We start from the raw sequence: 17,244 nt of genomic DNA, 5'->3' as shown, positions 1-17,244 counted from the left end.
ATCCCAAAAAACTTACAGCGACTCACTGCATAGAATGAAGTGAGTTTTGATGGTGAGAAAGTGCCAGAAGACGTTGGAATATCGGCAGTTAAAGGATCTTTTGCTTGAGAGTTTGTGACACTTCACTGCATAGGATGCAGTAATTTTGGTGCATGGGATGCACCGATCGCCCGCAACTCCCCCAACTCATCGCCCGCCGCCGGAATGCCCCATCATTCTAGCTCAACCCGTTTGCAGGCATCCCGGCCCGAAAAATCACCTCGGCAGTCAACCTCAACTCTGGGAAAGCTAGCGACTCAACCTGATCGTCCCCCCTCAACTGTTTGACCTGGTACTCCCCATCTACCAACTGGCAAACCGAAAGTGTGGGTTGTTTGGGATGACCGATGAACTTGCGACCGCCCAAACCGAGATAGTCCACAATCCAGTATTCGGGAATGCCCATCTCTTCATACTCGGAAGCTTTGAGAAAATAATCATCCCGCCAATTCGTGCTGACGACCTCTACAGCCAGTCGTACCGAAGAGCCCATCGTGATAACAGATTCCTTTTTCCAGTGTGGCTCGTTGATGACCGCTGTTCGGTCTAGGACTATTACGTCTGGCTGATAACCTGCCCGATCGCGGACGGGTTTAAGTAGGCAATGACCAGGGATGGAGTAAGGTAATTCGCGACGTTCAATTTCACCTGCTACTTTGATGGTGATAAAGCTTGTAACGTCTGAATGATCTCCTGTAGGATTAGGCATTTCGACAATAACTCCGTTGTGTAGTTCGTAGTGGCGGACAGAGTTCTCTGGATACCAGGCAACAAACTCATCAAATGTGACTGTTTTGGTTTGGGTTTGGATCATGGTTGTCTGTTTCCTTTGCTAGACATTTGCTAGATAGTCGCTAGACATTTGCTAGACATTTGCTAGACATTTGCTAGACATTTGCTAGATATTTGTTAGACATTTGCTAGACATTTGTTAGACATTTGTTAGACATTAACTAGCACCTTTACTGGCCTTACCCCGCTTAGCTGTTGCTGCTGTTGCTGGCTTTGCTGCGGTTGGCTCCGGTTCTGTGGGCTCCGGTTCTGTGGCTGGCTGCGGGTCGGCGGAACCAGTTTCGGTTAGCGCCTTAGAGATTCTTTGGGGTGCTGGTAGGTCTACAGCATTTTTCGTCAGCCATTCTTCAATAAGTGCGGCGGTAACATCCGACATATTCAGCCCATTAAGAAAGCAAGCTGTTTTGAATTTGTCTTTTAATTCGGGCAACAGATAGACCCGAATTGACATCTCTCCTTTAGCCACATTACCCCTTTTGCTGATGGACATATCCACCAGTTTATTTGAGCAACAAGGCATTAAGGCATAAAGCCATCAATTTATTGGAGTAACAAGAGACAAAAAGCATTAGTTGACTAATGCACTGATGCACTGATATACTAACACACATATCGATAGAAATCGTTTTCATCGATAAATGCCAATTTTAAAACAGACTGAACTATGGAACTAGAAAACCTTGCAGTAATTGACGTTGAGTCCGAGCCTATCGATAATTCAGAGCCAGAGGATGAAGAAATTTGGTACTCTGCGGTGCAAATTCAAGGGCTGCTGAAACTGAGCAAAGCAGGCCTCCAGCAATCGATTTCCAAGCTCGTTAGCATTTACGGACTCGACCGCGAAACTCTCCGCCGTGGCGCTGCACGAGCGACCCAATACTCTGAGCTTGCCCTCAAAGCTTGCAAATTGCTGAATGCTGGCAAGCTTAGCGAACTGCGGAAATTAGTAGAAGCATCCCCCGCCGCATCTTCTCCCTCGATCGCCGAAGCCTTGGCAATCTCCGAATATATCCCAGTGCTCGATCGCCGGATCACCCAATTGAATCAGAATGCAAATTCTGCTTCGGCATCCTTGAATCAAAATGTGCAGCAGCTTCTAGCTCAAATTGCTTCCGAAAATCAGGCAGCCCAACAGCGCGACGCTGACTTGGACACTGCTGAAATCAACGCCGCTCAAAACCGTGGGGCTGCACGTGCTCTGGCCGTTTTTCAGGCTGAACAGAAGGCACAAGCTGAAGTTCTGGCACAACTGCGGGCAATGAAGCTGGGAGCCGAATCATGAGTTTTTACAAGATTCAGGTCAAACGCGAGTACAACGCACCGCGAGTGTTCAATGTAGTTGCCAACAAATCTCAGGACGCTGTTGTAGTGGCAGCTCAGAGTCTGAGAGAAGAAGGCATTACAGACGCGAAAGGCATTGAAATACTCGGTCAAATCAACAGTTTGAGGGATTAAAAATGGTACGAATTATTAACGGTGTAGTTTTTGAAGACGGCAAACCTGGAAAACGGGTTATCAATACGAATGGCGGTAATTACGTCGAAACAATTAAGGGTGATTTCATTGCTGGCACGGTCATCAACCATAAGTCTTCACCAACGCCGGAACGCAAGGATTTGTCTAAGGATGGCGAGGCAATTGACGTGAAATCTGAGGAGGTTTAAACGATGCTTAACGATGATGACAAAGACTTCGATAAAAACCTGACCAAGATAATGGTTGGCGGTGCGCTTGTAGCTGGCACTCTTGTCTTTGCAATTGGGTACGATACGGGCTACCAATCTGGAGCCAAGCGAGTTCCAGAGCCGACAATTATTCACGGAAACGTCACGATTAACAACAGCATTAATCTGAATTCAGATGATGCTGGAAGCGTTTCTAAATAGGAGGGATTGATCAATGACCAAAGTTTTTGAAATTACGCCTGAATCCAATCCAGAAATCTGGGCTCAGTTGCAGCCGCCTGTTACCGATGAGCCAGAGCGTCCGTGCATCAATTGCGATAACCTCGGATTCCCGGAGTGCCAATTTACGGCTGTTGGACTGGATTTGGCAACGGCGATCGAACTTTCGGAAAGCTGGCGACGCGGGGAGTTGTTGCCCGTTATTGGTCACCCGGCGGGCGATCGAGTATCTGACAAGCTCAACCAAATGACAAATCAAAGCCAGCCGATCGCCCTGAGAAAGTAACCGACTGGCTCGTAATTCTTCCCCTAGCTTGCGCTGGGGGACTAATCTAAGGAGATTTTACTATGGATTTTGGTCGCAATGACACTAGCAGCGTAGCAATAAGGAACCCAGCAGCGGGACACAGCCCATACATTGACGAGAAGGCGGGGGAGTGGGCTGACACCGAGGCGGACATTCTCTCTTACTTGAGCGATGTTACGAAGCTTGAAGCGATGGCAGATAAAGCAGCCAATGCCGAACAGCTTGCCTTAGTTTTAGAACCCTTCCTTGATAACGCTACAAGCTACTTAGAGTCGCTGGAAAAAATCAGCGATGGTCAGGTCAGATGGACAGAAATTAGGAAAAAATTCGGCTCCAAAGTTGCAAATGCCATCGCTAAAATCCGCAAGCTCAATGCGGAATTTGGGGCTGAGATGGAGCAACTAGATGCCAAAGACCGTGCAGCAATGCTCAAGATTGAAACCAAGCGTCAGCACGGACTAGCCGAGATTGCTTCCGAGCTCACAGGGGATTTACAGGCCGAGCTTTGGCGACATGAAAACAAGATGGAAGCCATCGCAAATCGGGGCGAGGTTGCAGAGAAGAGGCAAACAATTCAAGAGTCTCTTAGGGAAAGGCGACAGAAGCTGCTCAGTCGCGCCACAGTCGGCTCGGACAAAGGGATTCAGGAAAAAGTACCAGTGACTATTGGATCTGCCAGCAACAACAGCGCCAGCGTGTCGGCAACTGGTACAGCTAGAGGGTTTGGGGGCTGGTTTGCGAACGTAATGAACTTCAACAACCGTTAAGCAAGAGGGGACTTATGCACGAATTCATCGGGGCCAGTCCCCTTTCCTTTTCGGGAGGGGGAATTCAACAGCAACAACAGCAGCAGCAGCAATATCAAGCTACAGCACCAGCACCAACAATTGACCAACCGCAGCCGGAAGAAACCAACGCTGAGCGCCACTACCGGGACGCTGCTAATTTCTGTGAAGTCATCACACCCACAGCGCTTGGTTCAGCAGTGGTTTTTATGTTCCATGCCATGCAAGTCGCGGGCGGGTCAATGGTTGCAATTGGCATCTATCAAATTTATTTAGCAGCCAAGATTACCGGGCAGTCTAAGCATCGCTTGCCTACTGCAATTGTTGGCGGTGGCGTGACGCTTGGCATGATTGCTAGCCTCGCTGAACCAGCTACTGAATTGCAGCAAGTAAGCGAGGCAAAAATACGCCTAAAAACAGGCATCAAAGAAATTCAGGCAGTAAAAAAACCTGCTTCTAATAACTTTGATTACTTGCCGTCAATTGCTCTTGCCGCCATCGTTTTTTACTTAATCTTTAAGGTCAAGGGAGGGAGCAAGTAATGCTGCCATTAACCGAAAAACACGCTCAATTACTTAAGTCAAACCGCGCACTGCTTCTGACCTTTGAAAGACTCCCGATTGCTGGCAAGTTGTCGGCAGTTGCTTTGGCGCTTTTACTGGGAATATATAGCGGAATAAACGCAATCCAGGGAACAGCCAGCAATAGGGTGCGACTCTGCATCCGTAACAACAAACAAGCCTTGCAATGTGCTGACAAGGCAGGCAAACCCTACATCATGACCGAGTACCACGCACAACAGTGGAAGGCAAACGGCATCCCCCGTGAAGTGGTTTTTAAGGACACAATACCCGCCACAAATCCAAATAAAGCACTGTGGATGGCTCTCGCTGGTTGTAGCTTTGGTGTCGCGGGAATGGGTTTAAGAAGCTTGCAAAACTCCGAGCGACAGCTTGCAAACTATGAGGTCATTGCAGAGAAACGCGACCTAGCAAAAGGGCAACTGGCTGCTCGTGCTGAGTTACTGGAAGATTACCGCAATGTGACAATTAGGGAAGTCCAGGTGCAGGGCGATTTGGACGCTACCGCCAACGATTGCGCTGTGGTTCTCAAGCAATGCGAAGTTTTGGGTGAAGCCGATATTAAAATTGCTCAACTGGAGGCTGAGGAAGCCATTTTTGATGCAGAAACTGCGGGATTGTCGGATGAGAAGAAGCAAGAATACATCGCCTTTTTGCGAAACCAAAAGACTCCCTTCCAATTGACAGGTACTCAAACACTCGATGGTATTAACAACCCTAGCGACAAAGTAGAATCTGATTCAGTATCAATAATTAAGTCAGCCAAAACCCCCGGAGAACAACTCTTAGATGACTTGGCATATTCCGACAAGTCAATGATTCTTGCAGGGTCTACCGGGGCGGGGAAAAGTCACACTCTGAGTGCGTGGTTAGATTCTGTGTACAGCCAAGCACGAAGCAAAGGACAAACTGCATCGGTATGGATTCTTGGACGGAAAAACGATAGTTTCTGCGGGTTGCGGGAAGCGGGGAAACTAACAATTTTTAATTCGATTGACCCGACGAAAGCTTACAAATTAATTGAGAGTTTCCACAAGAATTTCTTAGCCAGACTTGACAAGATATCCGAAGATGACCGCAAACATCTACCCCCGTTACGCTTGATTTTAGAGGATTGGTCATCCATCGTTTTGACGCTTCGGAAGGCTTACAAGGCTCTCTGGGCAAAGATTGAATTGATGTTGCTCGACATTATTACAGTCGGTCGAGATTACAATGTTTGCCTTCTAGTCTTAGCTCAGTCGCTAAACCTTGAAGCGCTTGGATTGGTTGGAGATGCAAACTTGCGGGCAAACATGGCGATTGTAGCTCAGGGGCTTTTGGTCAAGACCGCAGACGGTAAAACTAAGGGCGATTATCTGCTGGTTGAGTTGTCGATTAAGAACCAGTACATCGTCTCCGATAACGCTCAAAGGGCAATGCTCTTAGCACAGCTTAACGAGTTAATGGCTGAATCTGAAGCGAAACAGATTCCAGTTTTCTTTACGACTTTGGGGAATGGAAACGTCGGTTTGTTGCCTCGTATCGAGAAGGCTGTTATCAAGCTTACGCCAGAAGAAAGAGACGAACAACTGGCTTTTGATATCGAGAAATTTAGGCAGTATTTAATCCAGTGTGAGGCAGGAATAGCGACTGCTGAAACCAGCCAATATTCACAGCCATCTGGCTCTGAATATTGGCAGCGAACTTACGATTTAGAGTTTAATTTGGGCGATAAAAAGCCGTCCGATAGTCCGACAGAGGATTCCCCAGAGGATTCCCCAGAGGAAGTGTCCGACTATGACAACGGACAGCCAGAACCGTTGTCCGACAAGCTGTCCGGCGAAGTGTCCGGCTTCGTGTGGACTGTCCGACGGTTTGGTCAGATGTTCCCTAACCTGGCTCCTGAGCAATTATTTGTGTCCGTGTCCGAGGCTGCTTTATCGGGCGCAAATATCCGCACAATTATCAAGTCAGTTTTAAAGTGTGGTGAAAAAAACGGTCATCCAACACGCAGCTATTCACGCCACGGAAAAAGCCTCTTGAAGTGGCTAATTCAAAATTACGATGATGGAGAGATTGCACAGTTGCCCAAAATTCAAGAGTTCCTACAAAACGAAAGGGGTAATAACAATGCTTAGTAAGTTATTAAGGGTGATTCCCGGCTAATTGCTTGATGCAATTTACGATGCCATTTTTGCAGAGTTAGTCAGGCGCGGTGACATCATCCTCTCTGATGACTTGAACAACAACGACTACAACTAACTAAGGAGAATGACTGATGCCGACTGGAAAGCAATATGACCACCCTTATGAGCATGAAATACCCAAAATTGATGAATTAGCTCTCTGCATTGCCTTCTTACAAGCTGCAAAAATCAGAGCGGAAAAGCATATAAGCAACCCCTTCACAGACCAATCGTGGCTCGAAGAACCCGAACAGCGATTGATGGATTCGGCTAGCACTGCCATTGATGAAGCTGTGGAAAATTTGGCAGCTCTAAGAAATGCTCTGAAGAGGGATAAGGAAGAAGATGAATAACCCCAGCAGTACATACCTAATCTCAGTGCGACCGACTTGGGCTGATGCCTTTTTCCTTGACCGTAACCCAAAGACGATCGAACTGCGTAAAGGCAGCTTTGGAGCATCCCTAAAACCGGGCGATAATATTGCAATTTACGCCACAATGCCGACCGCTGAAGTGCTAGGAATTGTGCGGGTTTTGAAGCGTGAGAGACTACCGCTCGATCGACTGTGGCGGGCATCGGAGCAAGGAAGGCTGGCAAAAATATCACAGGCACAATTCAATGCTTACTATGCCCAACAGGAATCAGGAATTGGTGTTTGGGTTGGTGGGGCCGAACTCTTGCCAAGTCCGATCGCACTTTCCCAACTTCGGCAGAACTGGGGCCATCGCTGGCAGCCACCGCAGCAGATTGTGCAGCTAACCTCTGAACAGATGGCGTTAATTAAAGGAGGCAAAAATGACCAGGCAACATCAACTATGGGATTTTGTACGCCCACGCGTCGAGCATCCTGATTCGGTTTGGCGGGTGATCGAAGTCAAAGGCGATCGGGTTACAGCAGAACTCCGACCGAACAAACTTAAGCCACGCCAAGTCCGGCGGGTTTCAGGAACTGCTGATTTTTTTATCTCACTAGAAGAGAGTGAATAAGTGCGAATCGAATTAGAATCCCGCCCACTGAACATCGCCCACGCTCACATCGCCCACTGAACATCGGCAACCTAACCGAGCGCTACCTTGTCACAGATGAACCGAGCCGGACTGTGTTATCGGTGATTTGACAACAACAAACGAACACTAGCTCGACTAAAAAAGAAGCCTCCGGGAATCTCCGGGGGCTTCTTTTTTGGAATGTGTCGCCGCTGCTGAAACGACAAACCTATTGTACCGATCGCCCAAACTCCTAAGCCGCTACACTGTGGTTAATTGGGGGCAAACACCCGTTGCCAATTACCAATTACTAATTACCCTTCATTAAACGCCCCGACCTTGTGCCGGGTTTTTTTGTTGGGCCTAATATCCCCGGTAGCACTTTCGCCGCCAATTGAGTCGCGGGACTGTTTTCGATTAAGTCGATCGAACTGGACTTAAAAAGATTAGGGTAGCAGTGCCTCTCAACCAATTCGAGAGCCGCTTCGATCGTCGAGAGTGCTGCACCCATCCCGGCCACCGAGGCAATAGGTGCGGAGGATGGGGTTTGTCACCGCGGAGATCGATAGCTCCATTTTTTGAGCTTGGTTGATAATCGCCGCTTCCCAAGTCTGGCGCTGTTTCAGGCTCCCCGTCGGTTTGGCGTTGAGCTGGTGGGCGATCGTTTTGAGCTCCTTAAAGGTTTTCTGTTCAAGTTGGTTCATCATCATCACTCCCTCCCCATCTCGTAGGCTTCGCGCTTATCTTGGGCTTGCTTCCGTTCGTGCCACTTATCTATAATCTCGTTCCCAAAAGTCTTGAGTTCCGTTGCCAGTGCTTCCCAGTCAATGCCGTCTTTTGGGCGCGGGTAAAGCAAGAGGTTTACGGGTTGCCCGATCGAATCGTAGAATTGCTCGCATAATTGGTCGGCATCACTGCTGGCGGGCATATCGGGGATATCTTCATCCAGCCAGCCGCTACCGCGCAAGCACGAGCGCGAGTTCTGCTTTTTTGTTCTCTACAAAACGCTCAAAGTCAGTCTGGCTCATTACTACCTTCCTCAAGAATTTCTAAGATTTTCTCAACATCTGCGAGCGTTGTGGTTGATTTCTTGCGCCTGGTTTTCAACTGGTTGAGCAAGTCGGCCGGCTCCGGCAACTCAAGTTCAGTCGCTGGCTGCTGCTGCTTATAGGCTTCTAGCTCAGCTTGCAAGTTGCCTATCTCTAACCTCAAGGCGGACTCTGCGGGGTTGGGCTTGAAATTGTATCCCCGCTCCAATTCCCGAATCTTGTCGCCTTGCTTGAGAATAGTTGCCTTCGCCTCTTCTAGTTCAGCCCTGGCGTCGCTCAGTTGCTGCTGCCAGCGGACTTTCTCAAGCTCGATCGACCTTCCCTCCCGGTGTACCTCTTCCGCAGCTTCCTTGGCTTCTTTCTTGAGTTGGGCGAGTTCTTCCCGATCGGCTGCCAATGTTGCAAGTTGCGCTTGCAGGCTGGAGAGTTGGGCCTCGACTTGCTGGCGATCGGCCCGTTCGGCTTCGAGTTGCGATCGCAATTGCCGAATATCCTCTCGCATATTGTCCGCCACTGCGGTACTAGATTCTAGAAGCAGGGCGTAGTCCGCGCGGGCTTCGTCGCGTTCATCCTTGAGCACTCGGCAATCGCCGCGAACCTCATTCAATTCTTGCTCTACCCAACCTACATCAGCCTGCAATTCAAGCCTGATCGATTCATCGTTGCCCTCGATCAGGCACTCAATTTTCCCAGCCGTTCCTCAAAGCTGGCTAACTTCTCTGCTAGCAACTTGTCTAGCTCTTTGGCGATGGTTGATTCTAAATCCCCACCTGTCGGCGCTGCACTAGCAGGTTTTATCCCCGTCGCTGACTCTAGCAACCCCACAACCCAAGAATTGACGCTTAAGCCTTTTGTTTCGGCAGTGGTCTTGATAGCTTCTAGCAAGTCTTCCCGTCCGTCCAGTCTCAAGTTGAGTTGAAGCCTTTTATTTGTAGGGGTTTCGGGCTTATTAGTTTTGCTCGTCATAGTCTTGTCTAGTAATAAACTAGCCACAGTCTAGCATAATGCTATTTAATTGTCTAGTATCACGCTAGCTTAAAATTAGCGCCTCTAGCTTTTTGTCTAGCACCTTAATTGGGCTTTGTGTCTAGTGTCTGTGCGATCGCAAATACTAGACATTAAATGCTCAATATATACTAGACATTATGCTAGGACACAAATAGCTTTTTATCTAGCATCTTAATTGGGCTTTGTGTCTAGTGTCTGTGCCATCACAAATACTAGACATCATGCTAGTATACAAATATAGCGAAACGGAAACGACACAAACCGCTCGCTACATACGCTCCACAACCAGCACACACAACCCTTCGGACGAAGAACAATGACTCTGTTAGCCAACAAGTTCGTTCAAATCACCTCAAAAATCGACGCCACGAATGCCCAAATCGCAGCGCTACAAGCCAAGCGAGCGCGAGCTCCAAGACTATCAGCAACAGTTGCCTGACCCCTACCGAACCCTCCCATCGCTAGCGGTATCTAGTAGATTAGCTAGACAAAATTTTAGCATAAACTCACGATCAATACTAGACACAAAAACTAGCTTAATTACTAAATGTCTACTAGGCATAGTGCTAGTATTTATCTAGTACAAACAAAACCACTGCCCGAAAAAACTCCGACCGCCCCAGAACCGATCGCCACACCGACACTACCGCGCCAACTACCCCAGCACGGCGCCGGCCGATCGCGCCAACAACGCCGGACATCGAGGGACGGCTTAATAAACTTTCGATCCAATCAATCCGCAAGCTGGCATCGGCTCCGGGAACCGACACAAAAGGGACGCGAGCAGCAATCGCAGCGAGGTTAAAGGCAATCGTCACAGAGTCCGATCTCCGGGACGCTAGCTAACAGTTGCCCGCCCCCAGCGATGGGAGGGTTCGCTAGCGGTATCTAGTACATAAGCTAGACAGAAATACTAGCATTGACTCACGATCAATACTAGACACAAAAACTAGCTTTATTACTAAAAAATTACTAGACATAATGCTAGTATTCATCTAGTACAAACAAAACCACCGCCCCAGAACCGATCGCCACACCGACGCTACCGCACCAACTACGGAGAGTGCTTACGGCGCCGGCCGATCTCCGCCTTGAAACTAATGCTCTCGTTAGTCTCGGTAAAGCGCATCACTTCTGATGTGCCAGTCTGCAACGTGCGTCCGGGCGAACTAGAAATTGCAGGGACGCTCGCGTCTGGCGCTCGGCAGCTTCGTAACTCAAGGGCGTGAAGAGAGCTCTCTTTCTCGACGGATTCTCTCGTCGAGAGCGGTCACTTTCAATCACGCGGCGGAGCGGGCACATCGACTCAATCCGAAAGCCTGCGAAACGATTCCTTTGCTAAGTCCTGGAAGCGGAAAATCAAACTATGGCCGAGCGCCCAACTTAAGATACTAAAACACAGAGCGGCTTAGACACCACAGCCCCGTCCAAAATGGACGGAACCTATTTTTACCCCCATGCCATCGTAAATTACTCTTATCAATAGCAAAAAATCATGAAAGCAGAACTTTCGATAGCCCGCCTGGAAGCTTCTCTCGATGCCAAAATTGAAAGATATTTCGACACTTTAGACACCGATCCAGACGTGCTCAAACGATTACTCGCCGAGAAGCGCTCCGAAAATACCCGTCGCGCCTATGAACGCGATGTCAATGACTTTTTAGTTACTATGACGGGGACGCCCGCCGTGCCTGATAACGTTTTGGAGTTTTTGCATCTTGAGGAACGTCAAGCGGTGTCGGTGGTGTTGAAGTACAAAGCTAAGCTGATCGACAAGGGACTCAAGGAAGCGACTGTTAATCGGCGGCTGGCGGCTGTCAAGTCGTTGGTGGAAATGGGTCGCAAGCTCGGCGCGTGCCATTACAGTTTGGAGGATATCAAGGGGGAGAAAATTGTCGGCTACCGAGATACAACCGGGGTTGATACCAAGACTTTTGAGCGGATTTTGGGAACGTGCGATCTGGCAACGAAAGCTGGGAAGCGTGATTATGCTTTGTTGCGCTTGCTGTGGGGTAATGCTTTGCGTCGCAACGAAATCAGCCAGTTGAGTGTTTGTGACTTTGATCCTGCCGGTAAGAGTTTGCGAATTCTTGGTAAGGGACGCGGTACGCAAGCTGAGACGATCGATTTGGGTTCTGCGACGGTGCAGGCGATCGCCGATTGGTTGGAGGAAAGGGGAAGTTGCTCGCCCGATAGCCCGCTTTTTATAGCACTTGACTCCGCTCACAGCGGGCACAGACTTAGTGGCGACGGTATCTGCAAGATGGTTGTCCGCCACAGCGAAAAAGCTGGTATTAAAAAACAGATGTCGCCTCACCGCATCAGGCACAGCGCTATCACAGCGGCACTGGACGCAACAGACGGGGATGTGCGGAAAGTTCAGAAACTCAGCAGGCACAGGAATTTAAACACGCTCATGATATATGACGACAACCGGGGGCGCGACCAACAGGACGTTACCGAAATGCTTGACTCTATGTTTTGAATGTTTTTATAGCGTTGCCTCAGTAATTCGTTAATTAGGGGCGTGTTTTTGCCTGCCATCAAGTCTTTAATTTTGTGGCGATGACGCTGTAACGCCTAGCCGTGAGAAGGAATTAGAGTTTACAAATTGGGTGTTGTTGGGCTGGGATTCATTCAAGTGGTATCGACGTACAATCGGCAGCAGATGCGGTGAAAATTATTAAACAAGCTATGGAGGTGAGGCTTGGCCCGCCCCAAGCAGTGATGTTCCTCAGTCGTACAGTAAAGGGAACGAAGCTCAAAGCTGAAGCTATAGAGTTGTTGGGAAAACTTGCACCCACCACCAAAGTTTGGCTGTTCGATGAAAGCCTGACCGAGGAGCAAATCCAGGATCTCCTCATGTTCGGCCGCACAGCATCGAGCTTGTGGGAACCGGAAGATTTTGGTCTTTCACCTTGATCGTTTTTGTCAAAAAGTAGTACCTAACGGGACTTAGATAAAAAATGGTAAAAATGGCTGAAAGCCTTGTTTAGTATAGTTTTTACCTCAAAAATACTTAAATCTTTGATAGGTAAAGGTTTCAGGTTATTTTACCCCCTTTGACGTATTTTCCTTGTCTAGCAAGGGTTTTAACCCTATTAACTGTGAAAATTTATTTAAGTCCCGCTACCGAAAGGAAAAGTTAGGAAGTTAAAAAAATTAGGCTACTAAGAGACAAGTTGTGATATAGCGTGCAACTATTTTTTGGCCGATATTAACAAGAGCTGAGCTCGATAGATTATGTAAGATCCGACTTTTCCGACTTTACGATCCGACTTTTCCGACTTACAAAGGCGGGGGAGAAGAAATATTATAGAGATAAGATGCGTCTCAAAAGCTGTGGAAGCAATTAATAGACTTTCATAGCTTTTGAACGATACAGTTATAATCAGGGTTTAACGCTACAAAAGGCACTTCTACTTAATTACTGACATATTGTTCTGAGTGTGCGCGATGATCGCACTATTCTGTAAATTACGGCTATTGTTTAGCTCGTAATTTACAGAATAGTGCGTCCATCATTTTTATATCAGTAAATTCCCTATGGATGGAGGGATATAAGGATGTACCAATTATCTCAAGAACTATTTGCTCTAGAAGTGAATGTAAATTGGGGCCTTTCTTCTCAACCTTTTTCTACGTTACTCACGTCCAAACCAGGAAATGTTGAATTTTTACCTTCCATGACGTTTCCTTTACACAAGTTTTATTGATTTCCCTTGACAAGCATCTATCCAAAGAATTAAGCTAAGTATGTCTAAAGATAGATGATAAATAAACGAACTGAGGAGTAAAGCGGGCAAAAAGATTAAATTGAATCTACAGAGGGTAGTAGCTCGAAAAATCCGAGTATTACTGCTGCCAAGGCATTCAAGAGCGGACGTATGGGTGCAATAGCAGCGTCCGGTAAGAAATTTCGTACTGAGCCAACTTTTTGAAAGGTGCCGAAAGATTTGGGAGGACAATGGGTGCAGTTAGCTGTCTTCCAAGTGAAAGTGAGGGTTCGACCCACACAAAAGCAATATAGCGCGTCTAAATAATTGTGTGATTTTTTCTAGGAACAATCCCCCGTTTGGTTGTCCCAATCACTCCGAGATAGGTACTCTTAGCACTACCCCTATCATATCTATTTAGATAAATGATTTAGGCTCGCTATACGGACAAATATTACCCATTTATGTCAAAGCCCAATGCGTTTTTTGAATTTTGTGAGGGTAATTTATAAATATATTGCTCCTTATAGATGGCTAGCTATCTTCCTTTGTAGCAGTCAGATTTTTGAGGCCGCATTTGAATCAGCAATGAGGATCAGCTTCAAGTTTATTATTGATGCAGCCATTGTTCCTCAAAATTATAGTCTTCTGGTTTTAATTCTGTTGCTCTTGGGAGGCGGAGCGATTGTATTTATCGTTGTTGGCTTGCTTGGTGATTTTTTATCAGCTAAATTGGGAATTCTGTTACTCAACAACATCCGCTGTTCTCTATTTGAGCGCATCCAGAGCCTTTCAATGGAGTTTTTTGGGCGACGTTCAGCCGGGGATATAATTAACTGTTTCCAGGCGGATGCAGAGAAGGTAGAAAATAGTTTCATCCTTGGTCTGCCAGTTGTTATTTTTTGCCTGAGTAACATACTTTTTTCGGTAATTTTCCTATTTTCCCTTAACTGGCAGTTAGCTGTTCTAAGTTGCATCGGTTTGACTTTCTGTGCAATTGCACCAGCAAATGTTGCCCGTCGTGCCACCAAAGAAGGCTATCATCTGCGGCAAAAGGAAGGACACATTGCCAGCGTAATCGAAGAGAATCTGCTCTCCCAATCCGTTATCAAGGTGTTCGGTCTAGAAAAACGAGTCTCAAAAGATTTTTCTGCCCAGTTGAATGACTTGAAGCAAGTTTACGTCCGGGCGAAATTTCTGTCTAGCTTAGTGCAAAGAATTCCCAGTCTCGCTTTTGTCTTAGTGCAGCTTGTTATTTTGAGTCTTAGCGCAGTGATGACCTACGGGAATTGGATTTCAGTAGGGACACTCGTCTCGTATCAGGTTCTATTGCTCGGTTTACATTCAACTATCCTCAACTTTACCTGGGGGCTGCCTTATTTAATCGATGGAGTGACAGGACTGCAACGTATCAATGATATTTTGGCGGAAATCCCTGAAGTTCAGGAAGCACCGGGTGCGATTGATTTGCCACATTTTCAAAGTGATATTTATTTTGATAATGTTAGCTTTAGCTACTCCAAAGATAGAGGCGGGGTGAAAAATCTATCGCTGAAGATTCGCCAAGGAGACTTTGCGGTATTTGTCGGTCAAAGTGGCGCTGGCAAAAGTACGATTGTCAATTTGCTGACGCGATTTTATGACCCGGATAAGGGACGCATTCTGTTGGATGGAGTTGATTTGCGCGACTGCACTATACGCTCACTGCGTTCTCAAATTGGACTGGTTTCTCAAGAGGTGATTTTGTTTAATGGCTCAGTGCGGGAAAACATCCGCATGGGCTATCTGGAAGCGAGTGATGAAGAGGTAAAAACCGCAGCGAAAGCCGCAGAAATTCACGATTTTATTTTGACTTTACCTCAAGGTTATGACACACCTGTTGGCGACAGGGGGGGACAGCTATCAGGGGGACAAAGGCAAAGAATTGCTTTAGCTAGAGCCTTGGTAAGAAATCCCGCCATTCTGATTCTGGATGAAGCCACATCAGCGCTAGACCCCGCAACAGAAGTGGAAATTATGACAACTTTAGAGCGCATTGCCAAGAAATGCACAGTGATTGTCATTACCCACAAAATGGCTCATGCGTTGCGTGCAGATGTGATGTTTGTGATGGATAAAGGGTGCCTAGTTGTTACTGGTTAACCTACAGATTTAATTCAACGAAGCACACTATGCCACAGTTTTGCCACCCATTCATGGAGAAAATATCAATGTTTCAGAAACTAACTGTGCCTAGCAACAAGTTGTTTGTCTGGGTGTTTGTTCCCTACCGCGTCACGGAAGAAGGAATAATAAGTTACTTCTACGACATTCCAGAGTTTCGTCAGCAACTGGCAGATGTTTTTGCAGAACTTGGCTTGAAGTGGAGGTGGCAGCCAATCACCTTTGAGAATATGTACGCTGTTGTTGAGGAAGTAGCAGCGTCAAGTAGTGATTACATCCCTGTCGTGTTAAATTATTGCGATGGGACTGAAATAGACGGTTATCCGGGCGTTTCTACTGTTAAACTGCTGGAACCCAAGGGCATTATTTTTACAGGGGCAGATACTAAATTTTTCAATCTGTGCGACAATAAAATATTGATCAAGCGTGCTTTTGTCGAGGGGAGTGTAGCAACTGCTGCTTATGAAGTTATCTCAGATATCAACTGTATTCAGGGAGTTTGCGATCGCCTTGGCACTCCTCTAATTGTCAAACCTGCAATTTCTTTAGAAAGCCGAGGAATTTCTCTACAGTCGGTTGTTGATAGCGATGAGCAGGTGAGGTTACAAGTGCAGCGATTGCTGCAAGGACAGCATGAGATGCAATTTACGCTCTCGCACATTTTTGTGGAACGGTTTATCAATGGTCGTGAATTTACGGTTTTTGTTGTAGGTTCTTCCCATCAACCAGATAGACTCAAAATCTATCCGCCAATGGAACGGGTATTTAACTCCAGCGTACCTGACACTGAACGGTTTTTGTCTTACGGGTATTGGGAAAGAGATGAAAAAGAATCTTTTCTCTCATTCCAACTGGTTGGTTCTGACTTGCATGAAAAGCTTTGTGAGTTAAGTAAACGTGCTTACTGTGCGGTTGGCGGTAACGGATATGGACGGGTGGATTTGCGGATGGATCGAGTATCGCAAGAACTCTTTGTTTTGGAAGTGAATCCTAACTGCGGAATCTCCTCTCAGTCTCTCTCCAATCTCTGTGATCCAACCGGAACCTCAGTTGGCACTATCTTGCATCTTTCTGGTACACCCTTTGCACAACTGATGTCAGAAATGATCGCAGAGGCTTTTGCTAGGCATTCTACCAAGTCGCGCTCGGTGAGCAAAGCAGCGTGAACTTGTACCGATATTTACTGTCAATACTGGAGCTACTAAAACAATGTCAATCTTTCAGAAATTGCCTGTACCTAGCAACAAGTTGTTTGTCTGGGTGTTCATTCCCTACTGCATAAAAGGACAAGAGTTGATCAGCGAAGACTACGATAATCCTGAGACTCGCCAGGAACTAACAGATGTCTTTGCTGAACTGGGCTTAGCATGGAAGTGGCAGCCTATTACCTTGGAGAATATGCAGGCGGTTGTAGAAGAGGTAGCTGTTTCTAGCAATGAATATATTCCAGTCGTGCTGAACTATTGCGATGGGAGTGAAATAGATGGCTACCCTGGTACTTCTGTTATCAAACTGCTGGAACAAAAAGGCATCATTTTTACAGGTGCAGATTCTAATTTTTTCCATCTCACAACATCCAAAATTTGGATGAAACGTGCTTTTATGGAGGGGAGTATAGCTACTGCTCCTTACGAAGTTATTTCAGACCCCAGCCGCGTTCAAGGAGTTTGCGATCGCCTTGGCACACCTCTATTAGTTAAACCAGCACTCGGCTATGGCAGTATCGGAATTTCACTAGAGTCGG

22 protein-coding genes are annotated in these 17,244 nt (G+C 47.0%); 15 read left to right on the top strand and 7 right to left on the bottom strand.

Features of this window, described 5'->3' with window-relative positions; all coding sequences use genetic code 11:
• Nucleotides 1–217: 217 nt before the first annotated feature.
• Nucleotides 218–853 (bottom strand): Uma2 family endonuclease, encoded by a 636-nt coding sequence (locus QUB13_RS26285; protein WP_333386842.1) that lies wholly within the window; start codon nucleotides 851–853, stop codon nucleotides 218–220.
• 135 nt (nucleotides 854–988) lie between these two features.
• Nucleotides 989–1,321: a hypothetical protein gene (locus QUB13_RS26280; protein WP_333309825.1), complete on the bottom strand. Its 333-nt coding sequence runs from the start codon at nucleotides 1,319–1,321 to the stop codon at nucleotides 989–991.
• Between the two features lie 174 nt (nucleotides 1,322–1,495).
• Between QUB13_RS26280 and QUB13_RS26275 the strand changes: the two genes are divergently transcribed.
• The 10 genes from QUB13_RS26275 to QUB13_RS26230 all read left to right on the top strand — a co-directional run bounded on the left by QUB13_RS26275 (nucleotide 1,496) and on the right by QUB13_RS26230 (nucleotide 7,428).
• Nucleotides 1,496–2,113 (top strand): hypothetical protein, encoded by a 618-nt coding sequence (locus QUB13_RS26275; RefSeq protein WP_333386839.1) that lies wholly within the window; start codon nucleotides 1,496–1,498, stop codon nucleotides 2,111–2,113.
• Nucleotides 2,110–2,286, top strand: a complete 177-nt coding sequence (locus QUB13_RS26270) for a hypothetical protein (RefSeq protein WP_333386837.1) — start codon at nucleotides 2,110–2,112, stop codon at nucleotides 2,284–2,286. Before QUB13_RS26275 ends, QUB13_RS26270 begins: the two co-directional genes overlap by 4 nt.
• Before the next feature lie 2 nt (nucleotides 2,287–2,288).
• Nucleotides 2,289–2,495 (top strand): hypothetical protein, encoded by a 207-nt coding sequence (locus QUB13_RS26265; protein WP_333198306.1) that lies wholly within the window; start codon nucleotides 2,289–2,291, stop codon nucleotides 2,493–2,495.
• Between the two features lie 3 nt (nucleotides 2,496–2,498).
• Entirely contained in the window at nucleotides 2,499–2,717 is a 219-nt protein-coding gene (locus tag QUB13_RS26260) for a hypothetical protein (RefSeq protein ID WP_333309832.1), read from the top strand.
• 13 nt (nucleotides 2,718–2,730) lie between these two features.
• Nucleotides 2,731–3,021, top strand: a complete 291-nt coding sequence (locus QUB13_RS26255) for a hypothetical protein (RefSeq protein ID WP_333386834.1) — start codon at nucleotides 2,731–2,733, stop codon at nucleotides 3,019–3,021.
• 62 nt (nucleotides 3,022–3,083) lie between these two features.
• Nucleotides 3,084–3,809 carry a hypothetical protein gene (locus QUB13_RS26250; RefSeq protein ID WP_333386832.1) on the top strand — a complete coding sequence of 242 codons (726 nt, stop codon included), beginning with the start codon at nucleotides 3,084–3,086 and terminating at the stop codon, nucleotides 3,807–3,809.
• Between the two features lie 14 nt (nucleotides 3,810–3,823).
• Nucleotides 3,824–4,369: a hypothetical protein gene (locus tag QUB13_RS26245; protein WP_333386829.1), complete on the top strand. Its 546-nt coding sequence runs from the start codon at nucleotides 3,824–3,826 to the stop codon at nucleotides 4,367–4,369.
• Complete coding sequence (locus QUB13_RS26240; protein WP_333386826.1) at nucleotides 4,369–6,528, top strand: hypothetical protein; 2,160 nt, start codon at nucleotides 4,369–4,371, stop codon at nucleotides 6,526–6,528. Before QUB13_RS26245 ends, QUB13_RS26240 begins: the two co-directional genes overlap by 1 nt.
• A 140-nt stretch (nucleotides 6,529–6,668) precedes the next feature.
• Nucleotides 6,669–6,929 carry a hypothetical protein gene (locus QUB13_RS26235; protein WP_015179852.1) on the top strand — a complete coding sequence of 87 codons (261 nt, stop codon included), beginning with the start codon at nucleotides 6,669–6,671 and terminating at the stop codon, nucleotides 6,927–6,929.
• On the top strand, nucleotides 6,922–7,428 hold the full coding sequence (locus tag QUB13_RS26230; protein ID WP_333386823.1) for a hypothetical protein: 507 nt from the start codon (nucleotides 6,922–6,924) through the stop codon (nucleotides 7,426–7,428). The genes QUB13_RS26235 and QUB13_RS26230 overlap by 8 nt, the downstream gene beginning before the upstream one ends.
• Nucleotides 7,429–8,028: 600 nt before the next feature.
• On the opposite strand, the gene QUB13_RS26225 is transcribed toward QUB13_RS26230, so the two are convergent.
• The 5 genes from QUB13_RS26225 to QUB13_RS26205 form a co-directional block, all read right to left on the bottom strand.
• Entirely contained in the window at nucleotides 8,029–8,274 is a 246-nt protein-coding gene (locus QUB13_RS26225) for a hypothetical protein (RefSeq protein ID WP_333386820.1), read from the bottom strand.
• On the bottom strand, nucleotides 8,274–8,531 hold the full coding sequence (locus tag QUB13_RS26220) for a hypothetical protein (RefSeq protein ID WP_333386818.1): 258 nt from the start codon (nucleotides 8,529–8,531) through the stop codon (nucleotides 8,274–8,276). The genes QUB13_RS26225 and QUB13_RS26220 overlap by 1 nt, the downstream gene beginning before the upstream one ends.
• Nucleotides 8,532–8,578: 47 nt before the next feature.
• Entirely contained in the window at nucleotides 8,579–9,253 is a 675-nt protein-coding gene (locus tag QUB13_RS26215) for a hypothetical protein (protein WP_333386817.1), read from the bottom strand.
• Between the two features lie 32 nt (nucleotides 9,254–9,285).
• Nucleotides 9,286–9,579 (bottom strand): hypothetical protein, encoded by a 294-nt coding sequence (locus QUB13_RS26210; RefSeq protein ID WP_333386814.1) that lies wholly within the window; start codon nucleotides 9,577–9,579, stop codon nucleotides 9,286–9,288.
• A 608-nt stretch (nucleotides 9,580–10,187) separates the two neighbouring features.
• On the bottom strand, nucleotides 10,188–10,439 hold the full coding sequence (locus tag QUB13_RS26205) for a hypothetical protein (RefSeq protein WP_333386812.1): 252 nt from the start codon (nucleotides 10,437–10,439) through the stop codon (nucleotides 10,188–10,190).
• A 677-nt stretch (nucleotides 10,440–11,116) separates the two neighbouring features.
• Here QUB13_RS26205 and QUB13_RS26200 point away from each other — a divergent pair.
• The 5 genes from QUB13_RS26200 to QUB13_RS26180 all read left to right on the top strand — a co-directional run.
• Nucleotides 11,117–12,106, top strand: a complete 990-nt coding sequence (locus QUB13_RS26200; RefSeq protein WP_333386809.1) for a tyrosine-type recombinase/integrase — start codon at nucleotides 11,117–11,119, stop codon at nucleotides 12,104–12,106.
• Nucleotides 12,107–12,294: 188 nt separating this feature from the next.
• On the top strand, nucleotides 12,295–12,543 hold the full coding sequence (locus QUB13_RS26195; RefSeq protein WP_333386806.1) for a hypothetical protein: 249 nt from the start codon (nucleotides 12,295–12,297) through the stop codon (nucleotides 12,541–12,543).
• Between the two features lie 1,271 nt (nucleotides 12,544–13,814).
• Nucleotides 13,815–15,479, top strand: coding sequence for an ABC transporter ATP-binding protein (locus QUB13_RS26190; RefSeq protein WP_333386803.1), 1,665 nt, complete (start codon nucleotides 13,815–13,817; stop codon nucleotides 15,477–15,479).
• 68 nt (nucleotides 15,480–15,547) lie between these two features.
• Nucleotides 15,548–16,666 carry a hypothetical protein gene (locus QUB13_RS26185; protein WP_333386800.1) on the top strand — a complete coding sequence of 373 codons (1,119 nt, stop codon included), beginning with the start codon at nucleotides 15,548–15,550 and terminating at the stop codon, nucleotides 16,664–16,666.
• A gap of 43 nt (nucleotides 16,667–16,709) precedes the next feature.
• The coding region (locus tag QUB13_RS26180; protein WP_333386797.1) for a hypothetical protein at nucleotides 16,710–17,244 on the top strand (535 nt) is incomplete at its 3' end.

This window comes from Microcoleus sp. B4-D4, from assembly GCF_036705185.1.
GTDB lineage: Bacteria > Cyanobacteriota > Cyanobacteriia > Cyanobacteriales > Microcoleaceae > Microcoleus.
Note: the sequence above shows the minus strand (reverse complement) of the source record. Positions and strands in the feature narration are given on the sequence as shown.